Annotated in this window: 17 protein-coding genes and 2 pseudogenes; 8 read left to right on the top strand and 11 right to left on the bottom strand. The window is 55.7% G+C overall.

Annotated features, from left to right (window positions below; all coding sequences use genetic code 11):
• The first annotated feature begins 14 nt into the window (after nucleotides 1-14).
• Entirely contained in the window at nucleotides 15-2,834 is a 2,820-nt protein-coding gene (locus HBUT_RS05585; RefSeq protein WP_011822229.1) for a DEAD/DEAH box helicase, read from the top strand.
• On the top strand, nucleotides 2,834-3,106 hold the full coding sequence (locus tag HBUT_RS05580) for a hypothetical protein (RefSeq protein WP_048061498.1): 273 nt from the start codon (nucleotides 2,834-2,836) through the stop codon (nucleotides 3,104-3,106). Before HBUT_RS05585 ends, HBUT_RS05580 begins: the two co-directional genes overlap by 1 nt.
• On the opposite strand, the gene HBUT_RS05575 is transcribed toward HBUT_RS05580, so the two are convergent.
• A complete protein-coding gene (locus HBUT_RS05575) occupies nucleotides 3,081-3,992 on the bottom strand; it encodes a triphosphoribosyl-dephospho-CoA synthase (protein WP_011822227.1) in 912 nt (303 codons plus the stop codon). The two genes, HBUT_RS05580 and HBUT_RS05575, sit on opposite strands and share 26 nt — an antisense overlap.
• Nucleotides 3,980-5,524 carry an amidohydrolase gene (locus tag HBUT_RS05570; protein ID WP_011822226.1) on the bottom strand — a complete coding sequence of 515 codons (1,545 nt, stop codon included), beginning with the start codon at nucleotides 5,522-5,524 and terminating at the stop codon, nucleotides 3,980-3,982. The genes HBUT_RS05575 and HBUT_RS05570 overlap by 13 nt, the downstream gene beginning before the upstream one ends.
• 113 nt (nucleotides 5,525-5,637) lie before the next feature.
• On the opposite strand from HBUT_RS05570, the gene HBUT_RS05565 reads away from it, so the two are divergent.
• Complete coding sequence (locus tag HBUT_RS05565; RefSeq protein WP_228546799.1) at nucleotides 5,638-6,684, top strand: 60S ribosomal export protein NMD3; 1,047 nt, start codon at nucleotides 5,638-5,640, stop codon at nucleotides 6,682-6,684.
• Here HBUT_RS05565 and HBUT_RS05560 read toward each other — a convergent pair.
• A complete protein-coding gene (locus HBUT_RS05560; protein ID WP_011822224.1) occupies nucleotides 6,681-7,025 on the bottom strand; it encodes a thiamine-binding protein in 345 nt (114 codons plus the stop codon). The genes HBUT_RS05565 and HBUT_RS05560 overlap by 4 nt on opposite strands.
• A gap of 487 nt (nucleotides 7,026-7,512) precedes the next feature.
• Between HBUT_RS05560 and HBUT_RS05550 the strand changes: the two genes are divergently transcribed.
• Together HBUT_RS05550 and HBUT_RS05545 are read left to right on the top strand one after the other, a co-directional pair.
• Nucleotides 7,513-8,625, top strand: coding sequence for a hypothetical protein (locus HBUT_RS05550; RefSeq protein WP_011822223.1), 1,113 nt, complete (start codon nucleotides 7,513-7,515; stop codon nucleotides 8,623-8,625).
• Nucleotides 8,626-8,910: 285 nt separating this feature from the next.
• Nucleotides 8,911-10,278: a dihydrolipoyl dehydrogenase family protein gene (locus HBUT_RS05545; protein ID WP_011822222.1), complete on the top strand. Its 1,368-nt coding sequence runs from the start codon at nucleotides 8,911-8,913 to the stop codon at nucleotides 10,276-10,278.
• A gap of 161 nt (nucleotides 10,279-10,439) precedes the next feature.
• On the opposite strand, the gene HBUT_RS08980 is transcribed toward HBUT_RS05545, so the two are convergent.
• A complete protein-coding gene (locus HBUT_RS08980; protein ID WP_011822221.1) occupies nucleotides 10,440-11,381 on the bottom strand; it encodes a helix-turn-helix transcriptional regulator in 942 nt (313 codons plus the stop codon).
• Nucleotides 11,382-11,568: 187 nt separating this feature from the next.
• On the opposite strand from HBUT_RS08980, the gene HBUT_RS05535 reads away from it, so the two are divergent.
• A complete protein-coding gene (locus tag HBUT_RS05535) occupies nucleotides 11,569-13,389 on the top strand; it encodes a coiled-coil domain-containing protein (protein ID WP_011822220.1) in 1,821 nt (606 codons plus the stop codon).
• A gap of 18 nt (nucleotides 13,390-13,407) precedes the next feature.
• On the opposite strand, the pseudogene HBUT_RS05530 reads toward HBUT_RS05535, so the two are convergent.
• Nucleotides 13,408-13,758: pseudogene (locus HBUT_RS05530) on the bottom strand (hypothetical protein); the annotation flags it as partial.
• A 241-nt stretch (nucleotides 13,759-13,999) separates the two neighbouring features.
• Here HBUT_RS05530 and HBUT_RS05525 point away from each other — a divergent pair.
• Both HBUT_RS05525 and HBUT_RS10030 read left to right on the top strand, forming a co-directional pair.
• Nucleotides 14,000-15,280, top strand: coding sequence for a beta-propeller domain-containing protein (locus tag HBUT_RS05525; RefSeq protein ID WP_011822218.1), 1,281 nt, complete (start codon nucleotides 14,000-14,002; stop codon nucleotides 15,278-15,280).
• 46 nt (nucleotides 15,281-15,326) lie between these two features.
• Nucleotides 15,327-15,773: pseudogene (locus HBUT_RS10030) on the top strand (beta-propeller domain-containing protein); the annotation flags it as partial.
• A 22-nt stretch (nucleotides 15,774-15,795) separates the two neighbouring features.
• On the opposite strand, the gene HBUT_RS05515 reads toward HBUT_RS10030, so the two are convergent.
• From HBUT_RS05515 to HBUT_RS05490, 6 genes are all read right to left on the bottom strand, one after another.
• Nucleotides 15,796-15,978, bottom strand: a complete 183-nt coding sequence (locus HBUT_RS05515; RefSeq protein ID WP_048061495.1) for a hypothetical protein — start codon at nucleotides 15,976-15,978, stop codon at nucleotides 15,796-15,798.
• Nucleotides 15,975-17,021, bottom strand: a complete 1,047-nt coding sequence (locus HBUT_RS05510) for a formate dehydrogenase accessory protein FdhE (RefSeq protein ID WP_083756342.1) — start codon at nucleotides 17,019-17,021, stop codon at nucleotides 15,975-15,977. Before HBUT_RS05510 ends, HBUT_RS05515 begins: the two co-directional genes overlap by 4 nt.
• Nucleotides 17,015-17,866 carry a formate dehydrogenase accessory sulfurtransferase FdhD gene (locus tag HBUT_RS08975; protein ID WP_011822215.1) on the bottom strand — a complete coding sequence of 284 codons (852 nt, stop codon included), beginning with the start codon at nucleotides 17,864-17,866 and terminating at the stop codon, nucleotides 17,015-17,017. The genes HBUT_RS05510 and HBUT_RS08975 overlap by 7 nt, the downstream gene beginning before the upstream one ends.
• A gap of 133 nt (nucleotides 17,867-17,999) precedes the next feature.
• Nucleotides 18,000-18,749, bottom strand: a complete 750-nt coding sequence (locus tag HBUT_RS08970; protein ID WP_011822214.1) for a formate dehydrogenase subunit gamma — start codon at nucleotides 18,747-18,749, stop codon at nucleotides 18,000-18,002.
• A 45-nt stretch (nucleotides 18,750-18,794) separates the two neighbouring features.
• Nucleotides 18,795-19,589 carry a 4Fe-4S dicluster domain-containing protein gene (locus HBUT_RS05495; RefSeq protein ID WP_011822213.1) on the bottom strand — a complete coding sequence of 265 codons (795 nt, stop codon included), beginning with the start codon at nucleotides 19,587-19,589 and terminating at the stop codon, nucleotides 18,795-18,797.
• Between the two features lie 55 nt (nucleotides 19,590-19,644).
• Nucleotides 19,645-23,445: a molybdopterin-dependent oxidoreductase gene (locus tag HBUT_RS05490; protein WP_011822212.1), complete on the bottom strand. Its 3,801-nt coding sequence runs from the start codon at nucleotides 23,443-23,445 to the stop codon at nucleotides 19,645-19,647.
• Nucleotides 23,446-23,569: the final 124 nt, after the last annotated feature.

Raw genomic sequence — 23,569 nt, 5'->3', positions numbered from 1 at the left:
GCATGAAGTAGGCCTTGGCAAGGCATGGAAGGATTGCATCGCTGCTAAGGAGCCTGGGCTACGAGGTTCTCGTGTGGGAGGAGCCTCCCGAGGAGCCCGAGCAGTCCGACAAGACTTTCTCGGATATAGTCCCGCGACTCTCCGGTCATGAAAAGGCCAGGCTGAAACTCTACCGCCACCAGCTAGAGGCCATAGAGGCTCTCGAGCAGGGTAGGAACGTAATACTAACGGCACGCACGGGTTCCGGAAAAACGGAGGCGTGGGCTCTCGCAGCCCTCCGCCACGGCTGGAGAGTGCTCGCCGTCTACCCTACCCTGGCACTTGCAGCTGACCAGATAAGGAGGCTCGAAGAATACTATCGCGCCGCCGGCTACCGGGATGCGGTAGTGCGTATTGATAGGCCTAGTATCGAGAAGCGGGGGCGACGCGGCGACGAGCTGCTACGCCAGCTCTCCAAGGCTATGGTTGTAGTTACAAACCCAGCATTCCTCCTCGCGGAGATGAAGAGGCTAGCTATGCACCCTAACCGCGCCCTCCTAGAGGACTTCCTTACGTCGGTAGACCTCATGGTTTTCGACGAGCTAGACTTCTATGGGCCCCGCGGTGCTCATCTCCTCCTAGCGATAGTGGAGCTGGTCTCAAAGCACTTAGCTTCCAAGTCTCCCCGAGTAGTAGTGCTCTCAGCTACCCTAGGCAACCCTGGCGAGTTGGCGAAACTCCTCACGGACATTACGGGTAGGGATACAAGCATCATAGAGGGTAAGCCGTTCAAGACACGGAATAGGACCATAATAGTCCTAGGTAAGGGGTTCGAGGCGCTACGGGACTATGTGAGGGCTTACGCGTCAGTCATAGCCTCTAGGGCTCCATGGATACTAGACATTGTGGGGGACGACGAAGAGTTTAGGGAGCACATGTACGAGATATACGAGGCTCTGGAAGCCATAGGGCTTAGACCGCCCAGGCCCGGCATGGACCCAGTGGAGATCCTCCAGGCCGTGTTGGATGCCTCTGAGCCAGGCAGGGTTACCCTGGTGTTCACCAGGAGTATCCGGATGGCTGAGAGGCTCTACCGGAGCCTTCTTGAAAGGCTTCCCCCCGGGAAGCGTGGCCTAGTCGGCATACACCATCACCTCGTGTCGAAGGAGAAACGCGAACAGCTGGAGGCGGCGGCGAGGGAGGGCCGGGTAGCGCTGATAATTACTGTGAGGACGCTAGCCCAGGGAATAGACATAGGTACGGTGTACCGGGTCGTACATGTAGGGCTTCCTGCCGACCTGAGAGAGTACATGCAGAGGGAGGGCCGCAAGGGCCGCCGGAAAGAACTAGGCGTAACGGAGTCCATAGTTATTCCCTCCGGTCTCTGGGATAGAAAGCTCCTCGAGACCGGTAGTAGTGCGCTACGCGAGTGGCTTGGCTTGCCCCTCGAGAAGCTATACATAAACCCGTCAAACGCCTACGCTACGATATTCAAGGCTATGTGGAGGCTTCTCCGCGGTCTAGAGCTGAGCAGTGATGAAGAGAAGCTTCTTCGTAAATTCGGTTTCGTAGAGGAGTACACTACTGCGCTCGGCGAGCGGAGGCTAACGCTGAGCAAGAGGGGTAAGGCGTTTTGGAACGACATAGGCTTCTACGAGCACGGCCCACCGTATGGGTATCGGAAGGTACTCGTGCGTGGCGACCGCGAAATAGTACTCCGCGGCGAGGAAGCATCGCTCCGCGATGTTGTGGAGAAGTATCAGCCGGGAGCCTTCGACCCAATGACGGAGGCTCTAGTGGTGCGTGTCGAGCCGCGGGAGTACCGTGTCTACGAGGAGCCCGTTGAGGATGCAGTAGCTGGCCACGAGTGGTTGGCGAGGGCGGCAGCTAGGTACGAGGATATTAAAAAGGCATGGGGCGAGGCACCAAGGCTAGCTGATGACATCCGCTATGGCAGAGTTACAGCAGCCATAGTGCTCAATGTTTCGGCACCAACGTCTGGCTTTGGTGAGCTTGTAGAGGAGCCTATCGAGGTCGAGTGGCTCGTTGAGAGTGCAAGGCCGAGGCTGTCGAGGACACCTAATGGTGTGAGGGTCTACCATGAGGTTGCAAGTATAGAGCTTAACGCGCCGGTGGCTGGCCGCTACCGCGACTACACCTATGGCTACGTCTTCGAGGCACCGGGCACCCTCCGGGCCGAGGACTTGAGGCTCGGACTAGCCCTACTCATAGTCTACCTCCGGCTCGACGAGCGCTACTCGATACCCCTAGGCCTCCTCCGCTACCGCGTCGTGTCAGCTGGACCTATCAAACTCGTACACCTCTGGGAGAGGGAGGCGGCAGGGCTTCTTGACAAGCTTGACTGGCTGGAGGTGGCTGAGAATGTTGAGAGATACGAGCTGCCCGGCATAGCGCTCCCCCTCATAGCTGCTGTTGACCCTGTGTCTGCGCTGAGGATTATGCGTGGCGAGGTAAGCCTCGAGAGCGCGAAGAGGCTGGCAGCCCAGGTTGCAAGGGTTATTGCTGGAAGCGAAGTGCTACGTGCCGGCGAGGTTGTGGTCGAGTACCCGAGGCCGAGTAGGAGCCACGGGATAACCAGTATAGCAGCCGTATACGAAACCATAGACTCCAGTGCTGGCTCAGCTGTTGTGGCTGCTGTGGCTAGCTTTGATGGCGAGGAACCCCGAATAGACGTTATCAAGGGCAGGGTTTCGCTCGATTCGGCGTCGGAGATAGCTCACCGAGTACTAGCCCACATTGACCGTGCCCTTTCTCAGGGCATGACGATATACTACTATGGTAGGGAGCAGCGCGACCTCCTCATAGAATGCTTGCGGGAAGCTACATGGGTGTAATGGCTCTAAGGGCTGCTGAGCAAGATGGTCGGCTGCGTGACGCGGCGGAGGAGGCTGAGAAGCGTGTGGGTCCCCTGCCGCTGCTCACGCTAGTTGAGCCGAGGCTAAGGAGCTACCTCGAATGGGTAAACAAGGCTAAGGCTAGGAGAGACGTAGAGGAGTTGGAGGAGGCCTCTAAGGTGCTCGTGGAGTCAATGGCTAGGGCCGTCTACTTAGTAGCCCTTGCGGCAACTAAGGGCCGTATATCTAGGGCGGGTAGAGGCGGACAGTAATCCTCCCAGCCTCGGCGAGGTAGAGGAGCCTTGCCACAGCATTAGCTACCACGTCGGCCGAGGAGCCTGGCCCCGCTGCCCCCTCTAGCAGTCGGTACAGCTCCTCCTCGGCAGCCTGGTCACCCATGTATGCGCGGCGCCACAGCTCTCCGAGGAAGCCCCCACGTTTTCTTCTCAGGAGGAAGTCGCCGTGGAACCCGGCAATATAGTACGTGGCCCTCCTAACACCCGTTGCTAGGTCATCAGCGTGCTCTAGTAGTAGTGGTATGATCTCGCCGAAGCTGAGCGAGAAACCAGTAGCGGCATCGCGGGCTACGGGGTCATAGAGAGAGGCGGCGGCAAGCAGTTCGCGTAGTGTGACCTGCTTCTCCCACAGCTCTGCCAGTGCAAGTCTTCCCGTTGTGGCGTCTGGTAGCCCGTTCCACGATAACCTACCAAGGTAACTTGGCGCTACGAGTTGCAGCGCCCTGTAGAAAGCCTTGGCACCCTCTACCCCTGCCTGTTCTACGAGGAGCTGGGCGGCCCCCATAACATGCATGTCGTCGTCGCTGCCAAGCTTCTCCACCGTGTAGCCGAGCGCGGCGGCTTGTAGCGACAAGAGGAACAGCATGCCCATTCCGGGGTTGCCCCACTCGGCAGCGGTGAGAGACTCTATGGCGTCTAGCCAGCAGCCAAGCCAGCCGGTATGGTCTTTCGCAGTGCTCCTCAGGCAGCTACAGAGACAGGCCTCATAAGCTCTCGGCGCCAGGGCAGCGAATGCTAGCGGATCGAGGTCGCTCCGCGGCCTAGAGAAGCTAGTGAGCCCTGGTCGTGTCACAGCAGCATCAATGACAACGGCTTCGGCGCAAGCATATGCCTGCTGGTGGCACGCCGTTACCGGCTCCACACAAGCTCCCCGCCAACAATACTCGCTTCGAACCTTATCCCCGGTAGCTCCTCGACACTAACCTCCAACGGGTCATGGTCGACCACGGCTATGTCCGCGTAGCAGCCCGGCTCGAGGCAACCCGCCCTCCGGTCGCCAAGTATCGCGGCGGAGCCAGCTGTGTAGAGGTGGAGTCCAGTCTCCACATCCAACGCCTCATCCCGGGTATAGCCTGCTACCGCGCCGCGGGTAGCCGCGGCGTAGATGCCTTCGAACGGGTTCACGGGCTCTACAGGCGCGTCGCTAGAGAAGCCCACTTGTATACCCATGGATATCATTGTCTTGAACGGGTAGAGCCATCGAACCCTCTCAACACCAAGCCGGTCTGCCGCCCATGTGTCACTAACTAGGAACCGTGGCTGAACAGCAATCCTAACCCCCAGCCTTGCAGCAACACTCAGCAGGTCTGGAGGCGCGAGACTCGCATGCTCTATCCTACAGCGACACCTGGCAGCCTCCATGCCATGGAGAGCCTCCGCGAGAGCCGCATCACCTATAGCGTGGACTGCTACATCGGCGCCCCACCGCTTCGCAGCCTCCGCGAGCCTCGCGACGTCCCTCCAGCCTGCTAGGCTCCTACCCCTGGTCTCCGATGCATCGCTATAGGGCTCCCTTAGCCAAGCAGTCCTAGCGCCTAGGCTCCCATCCATAAACATCTTGACGCCCTTCACAGCGAGAAACGTATCGCCAAAAATTGGGATAACACCAGCCCGCTCCAGTTGCTCGAAGAGGCTCTGGGAGAGATAGATGCGGACACGCAGCGGCAGCAAGCCCATAAACCTAGCCCTCACAAGCCCGTAAATCTCCTCGCTGTCAACACCCATATCACCGACAAGGGTAACCCCGTAGGACAACACGTGCCTCGCAGCCTCAAGTATCAGCTTAACCTGGTCGAGCTTACGTACAGCCTCCCTATAGGCCTCCTCAGCAGCCTTCTCGAAGACTAGGCCTGTAGGCTCACCGTCGCAGCCAACGTCGATGTCCGGGCTCCTCCGCCCGAGGAACCCAAGCTCCTTGAGGGCAACAGTGTTGAGCACGGCTGCGTGGCCACAAATCCTCATCAGCACGACGGGTTTATCTGGTACAACCTCGTCCAGGTCATAGCGGGTGGGCCATGCCCCCATTCTCTCCTGGTCCCAGCCACGTCCAATAATCCATGACTCAAACCGCGCAACCTCCCTTGCAACAACAGCCTTGAACTCCTCAATGCTCCTCACATCGGAGAGGTCGATACCATAGAGCTTAGCCCCCACGCCTCGCAAGTGCAAATGAGCATCAACGAAGCCCGGCAGCGCGTACGAGTCAGTGAACTCTAGCACCCGTGGACGGCTACATCCAACAGCCACAGCGAGCCCACGCGCAATCCGTTCGGCATCGTTCCTAGACCCCGCGTAGACTACGAGCCCGTTAACCGCGACAATAGCCTCCACAAGCCTCGTAGGCTTAAACCCTACATAGATCCTCCTAGCAGTAACAAGTACAGGGCAAGACAACACCCAGACACCCGCCAAACCCTAGGAAGGCCCGGGGAGCCCTTGATAGGAGTAGCCTAGATACGCCCCCTTCGGCTAGAGCCTTCACCGGCGGGTGGCGCCGAGCAGTGCCTATGTGTATACGCTGTGGCCGCGACGTAGCGGTACTGGTTGATGGAAGGCTCTGTCCTGACTGTTACCTGGAGCTATACGGTCTCGGCAGGCTGCCTCAGAAGCTAGTAGTAACCATTTGCCCCCGCTGTGGCAGCTACCGGTTCCAGGGCCGCTGGTACCCCCCGCCGGGCGACGGCGGCATAGAGGACGTGGTGTTGCTCATAGCTCAGGCCAGTTTCAAGCCGGCAGAGCACGTCGAGTACTACCGCGTCGAGAGCGTTGAGGTAGACTATGAGAACGAGCGGGCAATATTAGTCGTCACCGGCAAGCTGCGCGGCATACAAGGGGAGCATCGGGTAACATATACTGTAGCTCTCGAGACGAAGAAGCAGCTGTGCCCAGCGTGCTTCCAGCGTGCGGCTGGGACGCCAGCGGCAATAGTCCAGATACGAGGCTACGATGGAAGACTAAGCGAGGAGGACCGAGTAGCGGTAGAGGACATGGTGCAGACAATGCCAGGTGTGGTAGACGCGATAATCTCTGTTGAGGAGCTGAGGGAGGGTATAGACTATAAGATGTTGGATGCAAACCTTGCAAGGCACCTAGCGGCAAAGATGAGGAGCCAGATGGCAGCAATGGTCAAGGAGAGCCACAAGGTCGTCGGCAGGAGGAGCGACGGCAAACGATTCTCGCGGCTCACGCTATCCGTACGGCTCCCATTCTTCAGGGAGGGAAGCCTCGTAGATTACAACGGATCACTAGCAATAGTGGAGCGCATAGCAAACGGCTATGTACACATACGCAGGCTCGGCACCCGACGCCAGCACCGGCTAACAGTGGAAGAGGCATGGAAGAAGCTGAAAAAGCCAGATATAGAAGAACACCCCGTCATAGTAGCAGCCGTGGAGCTCGGCTGGATACACATACAGTATCTTGACGGAGCATACAACTACGAGGAACTCCCAAGGTCAAGGGTAAAGATAGAGGGTAGGATAGAGATCGGAGGTGAGGCTAGGCTACTGCAGTACAATAACACCTACTACCTGCTCCCCAAGACAAAACACTAGATCACGCCGTGCACGTCGCGCGTAAACTTCTTACGCTCCTCCTGCAGCCGGGCAAGCACCTTCTCAACAGCAGCCTGAGGCGGAGCCTCAGCAACATCCCTCCTCTCATCAATCATAATAATGGTAAGCACCCTAGCTACACCCATGCTGTAAAGCTCGTCATGGATCATCCTGACCAGGGGCCCGATCTCACTAACATCATTGACCTGGATAACAGTCGTATCGGGAGTCACCAGGGGCTTATACCCCTTAGCCTCAAGCAGTGCAACAACCCGAGCAATATACCTGGAGAGACTTGGCCCAACACCAATAGGTATAACTTTTATCGAAACAGTAGGCACAGACAACCCACCCAAGACTATTTAATATGCAACAACTAACACATAAAACTAGCCCGCAAAACGCCCCGACACACATTATGTGTCGTCACATACCATATCTGGATCTGGGTCTTCATGTTTTGTAGCATTAGCCTACATTTTGCTCGTGTGAGGAGAACAACCAGACTGCACGATGTACCAGCTGGGCTTCATCCTGGAACCCCGTAGAGCTGCGGGGAAGCGGGGTCTAGAGCTTGGGGAGACGCTACACCTCCTAGGCTACCTTGCAGACCCAGCGCATAATAGGATGCCCCGTACAGTTATTGGTGCTCCAGGCAGGATGACCGACAATAGGTTGGGGTGCTTGCAGGTACCGACGGTTCCTTGCTCCAGGGTTATGTAGCCGGGGTAGACCTGGCTAAGTGTGGGGGTGAGCTTAGACTGTTACAGTCATAGCCCAGCCTGTCTTGTGCGGCCAACTAGACTTATCCTCTAGGCTGCAGTCCCGGTGCCCGGCCTAGAGAGAATGCCTTCAGCCATAACCACCGTTGTTGTGAAGACGTGCACCCGTATCGGTGTTGTGGCCAGTCTTGTCTACCTCGTTGCGGGGTTGTTGTTGCTGGTTTTAGGCCAGGTTCACGTCCATATGTACCTCATGTTGTTTGGTGTGTTGATGCTCTTTCCCCACGCTGTAGCTGTAGCTTATGTCGCTTCTGGCGCTGTGCGGGTAAGCAGCTTCGTGGTCAAGCTATGCCTTGCTTGTATGGCGCTGAGTGCTCCAGCCTATGTGTTGGCTGTGTTTATGGGGCTATGGCTTAGTGTTGAGACCGCCGTGTTGGCAGTTGTTGGTGTGACTGCCGTGTCCTCCCTAACAGCGTTTCTCGCCTCGAACCGGGTTGACGGGGGTAGTGTTGGTCTCAGCCTTCTCCTGGTATCGGCGTCCTACGCTTTGGCGGGTGGTGCAGCCCTGGCCTGGCTTAGTCTGGGCAAGCCTGGCGGCTTGGTGTTGCTCGCTCTCGTGCTCACTATAGCTTACCCGGTCACGCTGATCTATGCTGTTACGGTGCACTCGCTTCCCGCAACCTACCGGGACAAGCCCTCGAAGCTGGTGGCGTTGGCCCTTCCATTACTCAATGCTCTGGCTGCAGCTCTACTTCTACGCATGGAGTTCCGGGCCGGCCTGGCTGTGACTGCGCTCGGAACCCTCGTTTACCCCTATGCTGCAAGAATCTACCGCGTCCCGAGATACCTCTCCCAGGCTATGGATAGGCTGAAGCCGGGCACAGCAGCACGGCTAGCGCAGGAGTATTTCCTAAAGGGCCATTACTTTGCCGCAGCCTCCTCCATCCTCGTGGCAGTGTACACGGCACTCTATGCTATGGGCTACTGTAGCTTGTTCTGTGTACTCCACACCTACACCCTTGGCTTCATCACGGTGCATGTGCTTATACACGCCCCCATGATGCTCCCGGTAATCCTCGGTACAGGGCACCGCAGAGCCTACAGACTAGTACCACTAGCGCTAGCTCTAGTAGCTGCTGCGCTATGGCCCATGCAGAGTACAATAGCTCTCCTAGCCTATGCAGCAGCGCTTTACGGGGCAGCAAGAATAGTAGCCTAAATGTGTTTTAGGCGCCTATCCCGACAGAATAGGCGGCGTGAAACATGGAGGCTGCCACGCTACAGCCAAGTATGGTGGTTTGGGCTAACATGTAGCCCGTAAACCATAACCCTTAGCTGCTAAACAGTCATCTAATCCTGGGGCTGCTGAGTACAGCCGAGGCCGACCCCCAAGGTGTGGGGGATGCGGTGCAACACCTAGGCTGACCCACCTGCCCCTATCCTCTGCAAGCTAGTAGTTTTGTAGCCTCAAACCCCTAGGTTTAGTTCCCGGGTTCAGAACCCCTTGCCGCGCTTCGACCTCCTAGTCATAGGTGGAGGTTTTGGTGGTTATCCAGCAGCGGTTGTTGCTGCCCAGCGTGGTCTAAAGACGGCTGTTGTCGAGGCCCGCCTACTCGGCGGCGAGTGTGCGAATTATGCCTGTATCCCAGTTAAGGCCATGCTCTCGAAGGCATCCGAGATTGCTGCCGTGCTTAGCCGCGGCTTTAGCGTAGACAAGAGGTTCCGCGAGGCCCTAGAGTATGCGTTGAAGGTGTCCCAGCGGGTTAGGTCGGGCATCGAGACGGTGCTTGAAGGCTACGGTGTCGCAGTCATACGTGGTCGCGCGAAGATCCGTGCACCTGGTGTAGTACACGTTGAAGGCTACGGAGATGTGGAATACGAGAAACTCGTTATCGCTACTGGCACCGATCCCGGTTATCCTCCCGGCCTAGAGCCTGACGGCAAGCTAGTCCATGATAATCGTACGATACTGAGCTACGATGGTGAGCCCTCGAAAGTCGTTGTTGTCGGTGGAGGCCCAGCAGGGGTCGAGTACGCGGATCTATTTGCCAGACTTGGCGCCGAGGTACACCTCGTAGAAGTTCTCGACCGCATACTACCATTCATGGATGTCGACCTCTCTCGGGCTGTAGCCCGGTACCTGCGCAGCATAGGTGTAAAACTACACACGAAGACTACTATCGGTAGACTCGAAAAACTAGCCAACGGCGTGGAGGTTGTTCTCTCAAGCGGCGACAGGATCAAGGCTGACATTGTAGTTGTTGCCACGGGCCGCCGTCCCGCAACTAGTGGTCTAGGTCTTGATGTTCTTGGTGTTAAGCTTGACGAGAAGGGCTACATTATTGTTGACGAGTACCTCAGGGCTGCAAAGGATGTCTACGCCTCTGGTGATGTAGCAGGGCCGCCTCTACTCGCCCACAAGGCGTACTCCCAGGCAGTCACGGTGGGACTCAACGTATCCGGCGAGGAGAGGAAATGGAGCCCCAAGGCTATACCTCTAGTGGTCTATACAGGGCTTGAAGCTGTACAGGTGGGTTACACGCTGGATGAGGCTCGGAGGAGGGGCTACAACGCGCAGGAGGCACGCATAAGGCTAGGCGCAATCTCCATGGCGGTGATCAAGGGTGCCGAATATGGTGTTGCAAAGATAGTCTATGATGCTAGTAGCGGGAGGGTCCTAGGCTTACACCTTGCTGCTCATGGCGCTAGCGAGGTGGCGGGGGAAGCAGCTCTAGCCGTGGAGAGGGGTGTCACAGTGGAAGAGCTAGCAGACCTAATCCACCCGCATCCGTCAATATCTGAGGCAATAGCGCTGGCAGCTGAAGTGGCTGTTGGACGGCCGGTAAACTATCTTGCAAAAAACAAGCCGTAGATAGCTTTGAAGCTGGAGGGTGTAAGGCCAAGCTAGTGGAACCATGGTAGTAAAACCGTGTACATGGCAATAGTACGATGTGGCTGTCTATGTTGACCCCAAAGAAGCTACAAACCCGTAAACACGTTTTACTGTTGCTCGGTATCGCCAATGTTATGTCCCTACGGGGCCTCAGCATCCTCCAGCTCCTTTACCAGTATGACCCTGTTAGCCTTACCTTCCTTCTCGATTCTCACGTAGCCTAGCTCAGCCAGCCTCCTCACATGCCTCCAGAGTGTCGTCTTGGGGAGCCCGGTAGCCCTCTGTAGCTCGCTCTGTAACATTGAGCCGCCGGCCTCCTGCAGTCTTTTGAGTATCAGCTTGTCGGTATCATCGAGGACTGCAGATACCATCGTAGGGGACGAGCTGCCTCCTTCACTGCTCCCTCCGCGCCTAGCTAGCACAAGAATGGCAGCAGCTACGGCTGCCGCAGCGACAACCACAGCAACCCATAGCAGTGTGCTGGACTCCTCTTCCTCCCTGGTGGGGGTGGGCTGCTCGCTGGGCTGCTGCGTCTCGCTAGTCTCTGCTGGCTGGCTAGCAGTCCCCGCCGCCTCCCCACCTGTCGACTCCTCGGCTGGTACGATCACGTATCTTACCTCGGCGGGTCCGGAGACAAGCAGTACGAGTGTATCGTTAACGATGTCTGCTCCAAGAATATTCTCGGGTAGTGTTAGCGTTACTATGCCTGGCTCTATGTGCAATTCATACACCCCACTATAGTTGATGTAGAACTCTAGAATACCGTCGGACATGGTTACATTCGCTATGTATGTCACGGTTGCAGTAGCGCTACTGTCCGAGGCGATGTAGATAGAGCCGTTATGATATATCGCGGGCACCTCCACATTATCAATCATTGCCTCGATTGTTGCAGGTATAGCCTCAACCGGTGCGGGTAACTCGTTAAGCCCAGGCTCAACTAGCGCCCTAACAGCAACAGTCACCGTGCCGTCAGAGTGCACTGTCACCACTATAGAGGGCTCAGCCTGCCCCACAGTTGCCACGGCAAAGCCAAATATTAGCAAGACAACAGCCACTACGGCTAGCCAGACAAAGCGCACAGCTCCAGCCACCCCGGTCAAGGCTGGCTAGGCGAAGAGACTCATATAAGCCTAGCACATGGTGTAGTTTTGCATAAGCTGAACAGGTTGTTCCAGAAACAAACGAAACATGTGCTGCCAGCGTCCCAGGCACCCCCCTTATCAGAACCAGACCCCCAGACAGGTCAGCCCGGGTGGGGTGCCCGGTATGGTGGTCCATGAGAAGCTCGGATCCATCATGGCCCTACTACTAGTGGTAGCTGTACTAGTACCGGTTGCAGCGCCGCTGCTGCAGCCAGCGGAGGCCCAGACGCCAGTAGAGGATGCTGCTAAGCTTGCAAGTCTACGCGGTAAGATTGTTGCTTGCAGTTTTATGGTTAGGAGTGGGCTCGAGAGGCTAGGCCTACTAAGCGCTACAGCTGATGAGATAGCAGCAAAGCTCAACATATCTGCCAACGATGCAGAACTCATACTGAAGATAGCTAGCCTTGGCCCAGCGAGCCTCGCTAATATGAGCCTGGAGGAGCTAAAGGAGCTAGCTGGCCAGGCGCATCAAGCGTGCAAGCTGCTATCCGGGGCAGTATCTAGGATCGCAGCTGTGAAGGCTGAGAAGATACGTGAGAGGATAATGGAGAGGGCTGCTGAGAAGCTGCAGCTCACAGTTAGCGTTCTCGCCAAGGTGCTGGGCGAGGATGCTGTAGACCAGGATGAGCTACAAGAGCTGCGGAAAGCCCTAGCCGAGGGCAACATGGCCAAGGCCCGGATGCTGTTGAGAGAGCTAACCTTGAAGCTCCGCGCGGCCAAGATATTAGCTCTCAACGTTCAGCTCAAGAAAATGCTTGCAGCAGGACTCAAAGCAAACAACACGGTAGCCCCGCGTGTTGTTGCTGAAAAACTGGCCAAAGCTATGGAGAAGCTTGAGCATCTAGCAGAGGTTATTGGGGCAAGGGCGCGCCACCTTAACATGAGCCATGTGGCCGACATAATTGACGAGCTGAGGATTAGACTGCGCGAGGACATAGGGTTCCTCAATGCCAAGATACTAGGGAAGATGATGATAGGGCATGCCAACATAGCTGCCAACGAGACGGTTAGGAAGGAGGCACTACTAGCCTGGTTATCAACACTAAAGACCCGTATAACAGTCCTCCGTGCAGAGGCCGAAGCCATCCATGAGAAGGTAAGGGACAATGCTAACGCTCTAGCGCTGGTTGAGAGGGCACTGGAGGCGCTTGATAGGGCCGAGGAGCTTGTAGGCAAGGCCTACGATGCGCTGTCCAGGAACGAGTTCCACTCAGCAATATCCTACGCCGTTGAGGCCGAGAGACACATTGCTACTGCCACAGCCCTGCTAGCTAGGACTCGGGGCCTCATTGGCCCAGGCCTTGCAGCTGGCAACGTGACAGCCTCGATTGACACGACGGTGGTACTAGAGAAGCTCGGAGTAATGCTTGATAGGCTGGCTGTAGCGGTCTCAGCACTCAGCGATGCGGTGATGCAGACGAATACAACGGAGGTGCTGAAGCTCTACGAGAAGCTCGTGCAGACAGTCGATGAGGCCAAGAAACTATACGAAGAGGCTCTCGAGGCCGCAGCGGCTGGCAATCTTACAGCCCTAAAGACTATCGAGGCTATGCTACACGAGGCTATCATAGAAGCTATGCAGCTCAGAGTAGAACTCGAGACTAAGCTATCGCTACACCTCCACAAGCTAGGCGAGGCGCCGGGCGTTGGCGAGCTAATGAGGATGGTTGCAAATGCTACCAGAACGCTTATGGAACTCCAGATGAAGATTATGAGGGCTAAGATGTATGGTGCTGACAGCCGGCTGCTCGGCAGTGCAGAAGAACTCGTTGAGAAGGCCCTAGGTCTCCTAGAGGAGGCCAGAAAGGCCCTTTACGAGGGCAATGTGGCTAAGGCGCTCGAGCTTATGAAGAAGGTTGGTCAGCTCTACGACGAGGCCAGTAAGCTCCTAGAGGAGGCTCTAGCAAGTGTAGGCAAGCAGGGAGGCGGTAGGGGTAAGCCCTAAACCACCATAAATCGGCATCTACTGTTCCTTTTTCTCTCCTCCATCTTCTCCGAGCAGTGCTTTCACGGCCCGGTACTCGTCCACTGCGCGCCACACAGCTATCGCGGCGGTGACTGCTAGGAAGCCAGCTGCAGCTGGGTCAGCGCCCGGCATGAAAGGGTATACGGCTGCAGCTGCGGCAGCAAAGGCTGCGAACCCCATTGTTCTTGGGAGTAAGCGTCCCTGGGCAGCAATGTATAGCGATAGGAAGCCACGGGGTCTAACAGCGACGTAGCCATCTGGCCTCCTCTCTGCCAGGCCCAGAGAGACAAGTCTTTCCAAGTGGTGGCGTGCAGTGCTCGGGCTCCTTAGGCCAACAAGCCTCTGAACCTCCCTTACCCCAAGGGGCCGCTTAGAGCGGAGGAGTAGTAGGTAGACCCGGAGTGCTGTGCCACCGAGAGCCCCTTATCGGGTCGTTTATCCTTGTATCCTTCTCCTCCACGAAAGCGTCACCACAGCAGCAGCCGCAGCTCCAGCTACTACCGGTACTAGGAACCTCATAAACCCAAGCTGGTCCCACCGCTCTGCTGGCTCAATACTGGGTGTGGCTGGTGTAGGTTTAGGGTACCAGGTGCCCGTCGAGGCGCTTGACCAGCTCAGGGCGGGCCTGTACCTACTCGGCATGCCGTACATCTACGAGGCCTACAAGCTGGTGGCTCGCTGGGCGCCAGAAGTGGCTGTTGTAGAGACAACTGCCGCCCCATCACAGGTGCCTGCTGAGGCTGGAGCCGGTGTGCCCGAGTACAGCGTGACAAACGTCCAGGTCTATGGTGTCGACGAGCCGGACATAGTTAAGACTAATGGTACGCACATATTCGTCGTTAATGGCGAGAGGCTGGTAGTCTTCCATGCCTACCCGCCGGAGGAGCTGAAGCCGGTGGCGGTTATTGATGCTGGGAAGCTCATGGAGAAGCTATCGCCGCCCGCCGAGCTGATAGTTGTCGAAGGCAACGAGTCTAGAAGCCTTGGCAGGCTAGGGAAGATGTTTAGGATAAGCAGCCTCTTCATAGCTGATAGCAGTGTGGTCATTTTCGTAGACGAGTACTCAATGCTGCCACTCCTGGAGCCTAGAACATGGATTTTGAAGGTGGACCCGGGAACTGGTAGTATCGAGTGGGCCCTAGCGTTACCTGGCTCGTTCTATGATGCACGTCTTGCTGGTGGGGTTGTTGTAGCAGTTACTGGTGGCTACCAGCTTGTAAAACCAATGCTGGTCGTGTGGAGCTCCGAGACCTGCCGTGTGGACGTGGTTGTGCCGTTTCAGCCGCCGATACTTGTTGGCGCCTCTGGCGAGACCGTGGTCGCGGCCGTGAACCTGGAGACGGGAGCCTATGACACCCTGGTATTGCTCGGTGTCTCTCCCCGCGTAATCTACATGACTGCTAACGGGACGCTATACCTCGCACTGCCGGGCATAGAGGATCTACACGCGATGATGGGCGAGCGTGCAAACTTGGCCGAGGTCCTGGAGAAAGCTATGGAGTTAACGAGCTGGAATAAGACCACAATAGTGAGGATAGCGGTGGAGGAGGGACCAAAGCTAAGCATTGAGGCCCACAAAACGATAAGCGGTGTACTCGGGAAGCAGTGGCAGCTAGATGAGTACAACGACTACCTCAGAATAGTGGTCACCACAAGAGGCGAGAAGGGTACAAGCGTGGACCTCTACGTGCTCAACGCAGAAACGCTCGAGGAAGTAGCGAGACTAGCCGGGATAGCTGTAGATGAGCAGGTACACGCAGTCCGATTCCTAGGCAGCCGCCTATACCTGGTAACCTTCCGGTTCATCGACCCGCTCTTTGTTATAGACCTCTTCGACCCAAGAAAATCCCAAATCGCTTGGCTACCGTGAGGGCCCAGGCTTCGACGAGTACCTACACCCGCTCAACGAGACACTACTAGTCGGCGTCGGCAGAGAGGACAATAGCCTCCGCATCTCGACCTACAGGGTGAACCCTGACGACAGTATAGAGCAGATATCAACGGTATACATACCCAGCAGGAACGTTGAAGGCTACGCTACTAGCCCAGTACTGGAGCCACGTACAGGCCACCGCGCATTCACCCTAGATACGCGGCACCACTACATGCTGATACCGGTAACGGGCTACCTTGCGAGGAGCGAGGGTCAATTTAGCGGAGTGGCAGTAATAAGCTACGACCCCACCAGCGGCAAGTTAGGGCTCAAAGCCATACTGGAGCACGAGAACGTGCTCAGAACCCTATACATAGGCGACGTCATCTACACTGTAGCGTCCCAGAATCCGCCAGGTATGCCAATGGTAAAAGCATTTGACGCGGAAACACTAAAGCTCATCAACCAGTACGCTGCCGTAAGCTCGTAGCAGTAGAGGTCAAAGTGGGGGCCTAGGACTCCGAGTCCATGTACTTATCCACAGTCTTCTTTTTCTTCCCAGCACCCGGCCTTCTACACTTCGATAGAGCTCCCAGCATCAGCTCCTCAGCAGCATAGAAGTCCTCAGGCATCTCCTCTGCGAAGCCCGTCTCCTCTTCCGGGTCCACCGTGGAGTCCCTCTGCTCTGTGCTCAATCCTTCCCACCTCTCCTCTGTCCGTTCACTCCGCTCTTCTTCGAGGAGAGCTGCTCCGCGATAAGGTCTAGGGTGTATGTGTAGACGTCGTATAGCTCGTGTGGCGGCAGGCCGTGCTTTAGGGCCTCAGAATCCTCCTCGTCGACTATCTTCCAGTACCAGTTGCAGCGCTTGCACTGGTATAGACGGAGCCACTTTGCATCGGGTAGAGGCGTCAGGAACACGATGTCGCCAGGCTTGTCGGCTCCACAGCGCGGGCAGCGTGCCCGCGGAAATCTCCACTCAAACCCGCACACCTGGCACCTCATAAACTGGTGGCGCCCCTCACCCCGCATGTAGCCAAGCCTCGCCGGGGCACCACAGACGGGGCACACTCCCTGCTGCCAAAACTCCGCGGACCACTTGAGCCCGTTTGCAGCTGCAAGCCTCACAGCTGAGAGTAGCGGCTGTAGGAGCCACAGTGCTAGGGCGCGCAGCTTATCCCTCTCAATAGAGACTGCCCCTGCCCATGCATTGAGAGTATCCTCCTTACCCTCTACGAGTTCCCTGACGACATTGACTATGCTGATAAGGCCTTTAGCTACCGGGGCTTCTACAGGTGCTGCTGCAGCGGATAGATCCATTCCAGCCCTCCTAGTAGCCTCGATAATCTTCAGCATCGATCTGCGGAGCCACTCCTCGTCAAGTAGCTCCTCCGGAATACCGCCCAGGAGCTCTAATAGTGGGCGCTTCTCCCGGTGAACCCTCCTAGCTGTCGATGCCAGGTAGTCATTTAGCCCTCTCAGCCTCTCCAGGGCCTCCCTCTCAATCTCAGCCTGAACCCTGTAGACCTCTCCTAGTATATGGTATGCCGTGGCATTCTCTAGGTCCTTCGAGGATAGTTTTTCTAGCCACTCGAGCAGCTCGGGAAGAGCCTCGGATAGAGGCCTTGGAGGCTGCGGCCCTATACTCTCCCCGAGGCTATCCCGGTTACCTCCCGGCTTGGAGCCAGTCAAGGGATTCGTGACACCTCCACGGCGAGAAGCTATACGTGTGCCTAGCATGTAGGTGCAGCTACCCTACCTCTAACCCTTTGTGGAGCAGCTCGCTCGACCTCCCCCACGCCGGGAGTACTGGCGCTAAGCTCGAGTTCTATGGTTGGAGCATTCTTTACCCTCCAGGACGAGGTGTAGACTGCAAGCCCTACACCATCAGGCCTCCTCAAGACGAGCGTTACGCCGCGCTTTAGCGCCTCCACGAGCCCGCTTAGTAGCGGGTGGTGATTGCTAATGATAATCCATACACCTGCAGCTGATAGCGCTGTTACAGCATCAGCTGAAATTCTCCCAGTGCTTACAGCAACCAGTTGTAAGCCCTCAAGCTTTCCCTCGCTTGCAAGCCTGGAAAGTGCACCAGCAACCTTGAGTGCTGCACTATGCCTGCTAGCGTCGGAAACCACGAGCAGTCTCTCAATCCTCTCAGCCTGACCGAGCATGTATACGGCTATCGTGTGAAGTGCATAGGGGCAGACTTTCTTCGGAATTCTCGAGACAAAGTCGCGGTAGATAATCTGCACGGTATCCCACTCAACGGTGCCATCACGTGGCAGGGATGCAGAGACGGCCTCTACACGGCGCGCCCTTACGCGGTACCTCAGAGGGCCTACAAGCTCAACATGTTCAATCACAACATGATCGCCGAGCCTAGCCTCCCCCTCACGTAGCAAAAGCCCGGCAACAGCATCGTCAAGATAGTTTGGGCTTGCATGTATGATGCCTAGGTAGTTTCCATCGACGATGATCTCGTACTCATAATCTGCAGCCACATGGTGGCCATAGGCCAGCACGGTTGCTAGGCTGCACTCACGCAGCGCGCTAAGTGCTGCATTTCCGCCATTTCCGTGGGCCATGGGTTTATGCACCTATACACTCTCAGTAGAGTTTCATAGCACTCCACAACTCTAAGCTTCGAAGCGTTTTGGGCCGAGGAGAACCCCCGGCGCAGAGGTTAATGAGAAAAACAAGGTGTGGGGTGATGAAGCCTTACTTCTTCCCACTTGTGGCTGTCTTCTTTAGCTTCTCGTAGTATAGTGGGTGGTGCTCCTTAACGAACTCCTCTGGCACTGTACCGGTACGGAACATTGCACGCACTGCTGGCCTATGCTCTGGAATCCCTATAGTCAGGTAGACGTGTACTATTAGCCCAGCGATGCCGAGCCATGCTAGCCACACGTGCAGCTGGTGTGCCAGTGTCTCTGTTTCTAGCGAGAAGCTTGTCCTAAACCACATTATTATTCCTGTAATTGCTAGCAGTGCTGAGCCCACAACCACAGCTATTATCCAGAGCTTCTGGCCGATGTTGTACTTGCCGAACCTTGCCGGCTTCTTGCCTAGATAGTAGTTCATGAGGTTTTTGATTGCCTCGCCGAGCCCGCCTTCAGGCCATATCTGCCACTGCCTTGCCCTAGGCAGCTCGCCGATAAGCCACACTATGCCGAAGGCTATTAGTGCTACACCAGCTATCCTGTGGATGATTCTTGCAATCTGCACGCCTAGACTGTATGCGTCGTAGCTCTGTTCTATCGGCGAGCCACCTAGCAGTGCAGCAGCCTTGGCTGCTGGTGTGCCTAGCAGGTACGGTATCCAGTCGACGGTCCACCTTATCCACGATGGCAGGGTTGAGGCGCTAATAGCGAGACCAGTGACTATCAGTACTACAGCTATGTGTATTACGTGTTTGTGAACCCATATCTCTAGCTCGCTAAACAGCTTTACCTCTCTCTCACCAGCCATGGTTCCACCCCCACGCGAGCTTTAGCCTAAAACAGCTCCATGGGGTTACGATGACTGCTTCTTTCTCTCCTCAATTCTCTTAGCACGCCAGTATACAGCGTGTAGTACTGCGCCGGCGAGTGCTGCTACGGCAAGCCCAGCACCAATATCGCGTCCAGCCTTTATGACCGGTAGTCCAGCCTGTGGATTGCTTGGTAGGCCCAGAACCTCGTGCCACTTCTTGCCTTCATCACTACCGATATCCTTGTATTTCCTCGTAGCGTAGAGGTAGTGTGTCCTACCAACATAGCTGTTAACCTTGTCGCCATAGATCTCGAAGCCTGCCTCGCGATACTTCCTTACAAGCTCGTCGTAGGGGCCGAATACGAGTGCCTCCGTTGGACAAGCCTCTACACATGCTGGAGCTAGTCCATTCTGTATCCTGTCTATACACAGTGTACACTTGTACACCTTGTTCGTCACCGGGTCGTAGCGTGGTACATCGTACGGGCACGCCTCTATGCAGTATTGGCAGCCAACACACTTGTCGGAACGTATCACCACGGCGCCCTCAGGGTGTACCTCTATAGCGTTTACAGGGCATGCCTTGGCGCATGGTGCTTCGCTGCAGTGCATACACTGGAACTTCTTGAATATCCAGTAGGGCTCTCCGCCGCGTGTACCTTCGATAAACTCGATTATCATCCACGTGTTTGGCGTGAGATCCACAGGGTTTGTATAGCCTTCAGGGTTGAAGCTTGTGAGTTCTGCTTTAAGCCCATTCCACACCTTGCATGCTATCTGGCAGGCTCTACAGCCTATACAGTTGTCTATATTCACCATTATTGCGTACTCGGTCAAGCCTATCCACACCCCCTACATGGACCATGTGTATGGGTTAAACATTGTTGGTGGGTTAAGCAATAGCTGTTTTTATCCTAGGCTCTGACTTGTACGTGTACTTCTCTGGCGGCGCCTTCCTCAGCCACGCCAGGAACGCCTTGGTCTCCTGCATTGTTGTTACGATGTCCAGTGCTAGTATCGATATTGTATTGGCTACGTCGAAGCTGTTGTGTGCCCCGCTCCAGCCCCAGTGCCATGGTATGTTGACTACGTAGACCTCCTTGCCAGCGATGTTTAGCTTTGGCATTCTATGGGTGACAAGTGCCCTCAGGTAGATCACGTTTCTGTTATTGCCAACCTCTACTACGTCGCCACTCTTAATCCCTAGCTTGTCTGCTAGCTCCTTCGGTATCTCTATGAATGGCTCTGGAATTAGCTCTGCTAGGTAGGGCACATTCCTGCTCATCATGCCTGTGTGCCAGTGTTCCTCAAGCCTATTCTCGGTGACAACAACTATGGCAGCGCCCTCTGGTGCTATGCGCTGCAGCTCCTCCATGGTAGCGGTGACAGCCTTGTAGAGTTCTGGCATCTTTTCTGGCGGCTCAATGTAGAACATGTTCTCTATCCTTCTCCATGCTATTGCAGGGTATGTTGTGGCTAGCTCGAGGCTTGGGCTCTCAACGGGCTCGAAGTGGTATGGATAGTTTATACTGTATGCCCATACGTTGCCGTCGGGGCCCATTGTGGCATACCACTCGCCATACTTATCAATCATCTGCTTGACACACTTCCTGTAGTTCTCAGGGTTGCCAGCCATACAGCTCTTGAACTCCTCGATGAACTTGTCGTGCACCTGGCGCCACTCCTTCCAGTCCTTGTAGACTACCACTTTGCCATTAACTGTCTTGGAGCCCTTGAAGTACGGCTTGTTGAATGCAGCTTTGCCATAGCCTATTACTAGCTCCTCATCGTAGTAGAAGCTCTCGCACATTGGACACCTTATACCTAGCTCGTCAACCGTCTTCACCTCGTAGCTGCCGTCAAGCCTCCAGACGACTATCTTGCCAGCAGTCTTGCCCTCCCTTATCAGCTCCTCAGCGGATACAGCGCCGGTGAATATGTCAGCTGTAGACTTCTCGCGGCACTTCTCGGTGAGACAGGTCCATGCCCTCTTATAGTACTTGCCGATGAAGAAGTTGTGTCCCGGTATGAATGCTGGTCTTGGCTCCTTGGTCTTCGCATCTATGATCTCTCCAGTCTCGCCCCAAATCTCTACAGTCTTGCCATCTAGCTCGGGGCCTACAGCGTACTTGCCAGACTCAAAGGTGAACTTATCCTTAATGCCGAAGGTCTTGTCTAGTGTGTAGAGGTTGTAGAGTATCCTAACATTCCTAGGCCAGCTCCAGCCCCAGTCCTTGTAGAGCCTTAGCGGAGCCTTACCACCTGGGTGCTCCAGTTCGCCGCTATCGATGAGGCCGTCGGGCTGGCCGGGTACGCGTGGCGCACTGATACGCCTCATTGCTAGAATCTTGTCGTGAGCCCAGTCGTACTGGCCATAGTAGAGGTCTACAGCGGCGTCAATCTCCTTGTATACCAGGACGGGATCTACCTCCTGATAGTCGCGCCACGGGTATCTAGAGCTGCCATAGTTCATGAATGGCTCTATCTTCCTCCTGTACAGCTCGACGACGGTGTCAGCGTCGGGGTGCTTCACTAGAACCCTCTCAACCCTCTTTCCATACTCCTCGCTGGGTAGCCTTACGAGCCCGCTACGCCTCATGTACTCCCAGAACTTGTACATTATCCATAGGTCTGGCTTGGCATCGCCCGGCGGCTCTACGACGCGGTGCTGCCACTGTATCCAGCGGTTGCTATTGGTTATGCTGCCCTCCTTCTCGTACTGGAATGCCGATGGGAGGAATACGTCGGCGAACCACGCGGTCTCGCTTAGGAATATGTCTGCAACCACTAGCAGCTTTAGAGCCGACAGTGCGGCCATGGTCATCTTTGCATCTGCATTGCTTACAGCTATGTTCTCAGCGAATATCCACATAGCATCTATCTTGCCTCCTATCTTCTTAGTCCTCGGGTCGTCTGGCATTAGGACACCCATCCACCATGTGTTCTCGGTGTAGCCCTTGTTGAGTGGTAGATCACTTATCACAGCACTATTCTCGTCCCATGGCTTGTCCTCCGGGTCGGTGCCAACAAAGATGCCCATTGCCAGCTCGTAGCGGCGCCAGTTCATGAACCACCATGACCAGAGTAGTGCGTTGCTATCAACGCGTAGCTTACAGTTGTCGCCATTCTCGTCGCACTCCTCACACTTTAGGCCGAGAGCCTTACAAGTATTCATGCTTGGCCTCCAGTTGAACGCGTCTGGGAAGCCCTTCAGCTTCCACTCCTGATATGCACGTATCTGCTTGCTGTTGGTCGGTATCTTGATGTAGCCTGGGAATATGTGGCTCAGTATACAGAGGTCAGTGGTGCCCTGCACGTTACTGTGGCCACGGTATGGGTTGAGGCCACCGCCCGGGAATCCAACGTTGCCGAGGGCTAGCTGTACTAGTGTCGCAAGCCTGGTATTCTGGGTGCCTACATGGTGCTGTGTAAGACCCATAGCCCACTCTATCGAGGCAAACCTCTTGAAGCCTGTGGTTACACCGCTATTCTCGACAAATAGCTTTGCTATCTCCCTCAGCTTGTCTACCGGTATACCAGTTATCCTTGATACCTCTTCGGCGGTAAACCTCTTGGCAATATCCTTAATCTCCTCTATCTCTTCGAGGTCTATGTTGAACCTCTTGGCATACTCCTTAAACTCTGGCAGCTGGTCTATGGGTGGGTTGCGTTCCCAGAACGCGTAGTGCAGCAGGTAGTAGAGAACCGCTATATCAGTGCCCGGCCTGTGGAATGCGAACAGCTCAGCCTTGGAAGCAGTCCTACCGTACCTCGGGTCCACAACAACCAGCTTTAGCGTACCCCTATTCACGCCCTTCATTACATGCCTCATGCTAACAGGGTGTGCCTCTGCAGGGTTGCCGCCGAGGATAAGGTAGACGCTGATGTACTGGGTGTCGGGGAAGCTCTGGGTCTGCGCACCGAAGCCAACGGTGCCGGCGAGACCCGCCACGGTGGTTGAGTGGCAGCGCCGAGCATCGTGGTCTATGTTGTTGCTCCCTATGAGCATCGATATCTTCCTTATGAGGTATGCCTCCTCGTTTAGCAGCTTAGCACCGGCAATTATCATGACTGGGTACTGGTTGCCCAGCCGGAACCAGCAGCCCTTCTTGCTGTCACAGACCTTGCCGTCGTAGGGGTGGTAGGCTCTTATAGCGTCACGGTTCTCCTCCAGTATCTCCCTCATCTTCTTCATTATGTAGGCGAATGCCTCCTCCCACGTAACCTCTCGCCATACAGGCTTGTACTTCTCGAGAACCTTCATTAGCTCATTGCTATCCCTTGCCGCCAGGATCTCCTCCGGCTTAGGCTTCGGGCTAACACGGATCAGCGGCTTCCTAGCCCTCAGCGGGTTCTGTGCGCCGAACAGCTGGATGCCAGCCTTACCCTTAGCACAGAGCTTACCCTCGTTAAGCGGGTTGTCAGGATCGCCTTCAAGGTAGACTACGCGGTTACCCCTCCTGTAGAATATTATGCCACAGCCAACGCTACAGTAGGTGCAGACGCCGCGAACCTCAACAGTCTCCTCGAGATCTAGGCTGCCAATCTCGCCGAGACGATAGCGCTTAGGAGCAGCAAATCCAAGCGCACGTAGAGAAGCCTTCGGGAGAACAGCCATTACACCGCCAACGATAGCAGCACGCAGCAGCGCACGCCTAGAGAGCTTAAGAGAATTGTTGTCAGTCCTCTGCATACCCCTATCGCCTCAAGCCTCCACACTGTTTAAGATATCACTGTTTAAAATATCTGAGTTTAGCAATATTAAAAATTATTTACACTGAAGAAGCAAATAGACTATATAACACGTGTTTAACTAT

Origin of the sequence: Hyperthermus butylicus DSM 5456, assembly GCF_000015145.1 — an archaeon.
GTDB lineage: Archaea > Thermoproteota > Thermoprotei_A > Sulfolobales > Pyrodictiaceae > Hyperthermus > Hyperthermus butylicus.
This window is presented reverse-complemented; position numbering and strand designations above follow the sequence as displayed.

Bases quoted from the DNA above. Each gene is read 5' to 3' on its own strand.
- HBUT_RS05510 (WP_083756342.1), bottom strand. From the start codon at position 17,021: ATGCTAGGCACACGTATAGCTTCTCGCCGTGGAGGTGTCACGAATCCC.
- HBUT_RS05490 (WP_011822212.1), bottom strand. From the start codon at position 23,445: ATGCAGAGGACTGACAACAATTCTCTTAAGCTCTCTAGGCGTGCGCTG.
- HBUT_RS05580 (WP_048061498.1), top strand. From the start codon at position 2,834: ATGGCTCTAAGGGCTGCTGAGCAAGATGGTCGGCTGCGTGACGCGGCG.
- HBUT_RS05565 (WP_228546799.1), top strand. From the start codon at position 5,638: ATGTGTATACGCTGTGGCCGCGACGTAGCGGTACTGGTTGATGGAAGG.
- HBUT_RS05535 (WP_011822220.1), top strand. From the start codon at position 11,569: ATGGTGGTCCATGAGAAGCTCGGATCCATCATGGCCCTACTACTAGTG.
- HBUT_RS08975 (WP_011822215.1), bottom strand. From the start codon at position 17,866: ATGGCCCACGGAAATGGCGGAAATGCAGCACTTAGCGCGCTGCGTGAG.
- HBUT_RS08970 (WP_011822214.1), bottom strand. From the start codon at position 18,749: ATGGCTGGTGAGAGAGAGGTAAAGCTGTTTAGCGAGCTAGAGATATGG.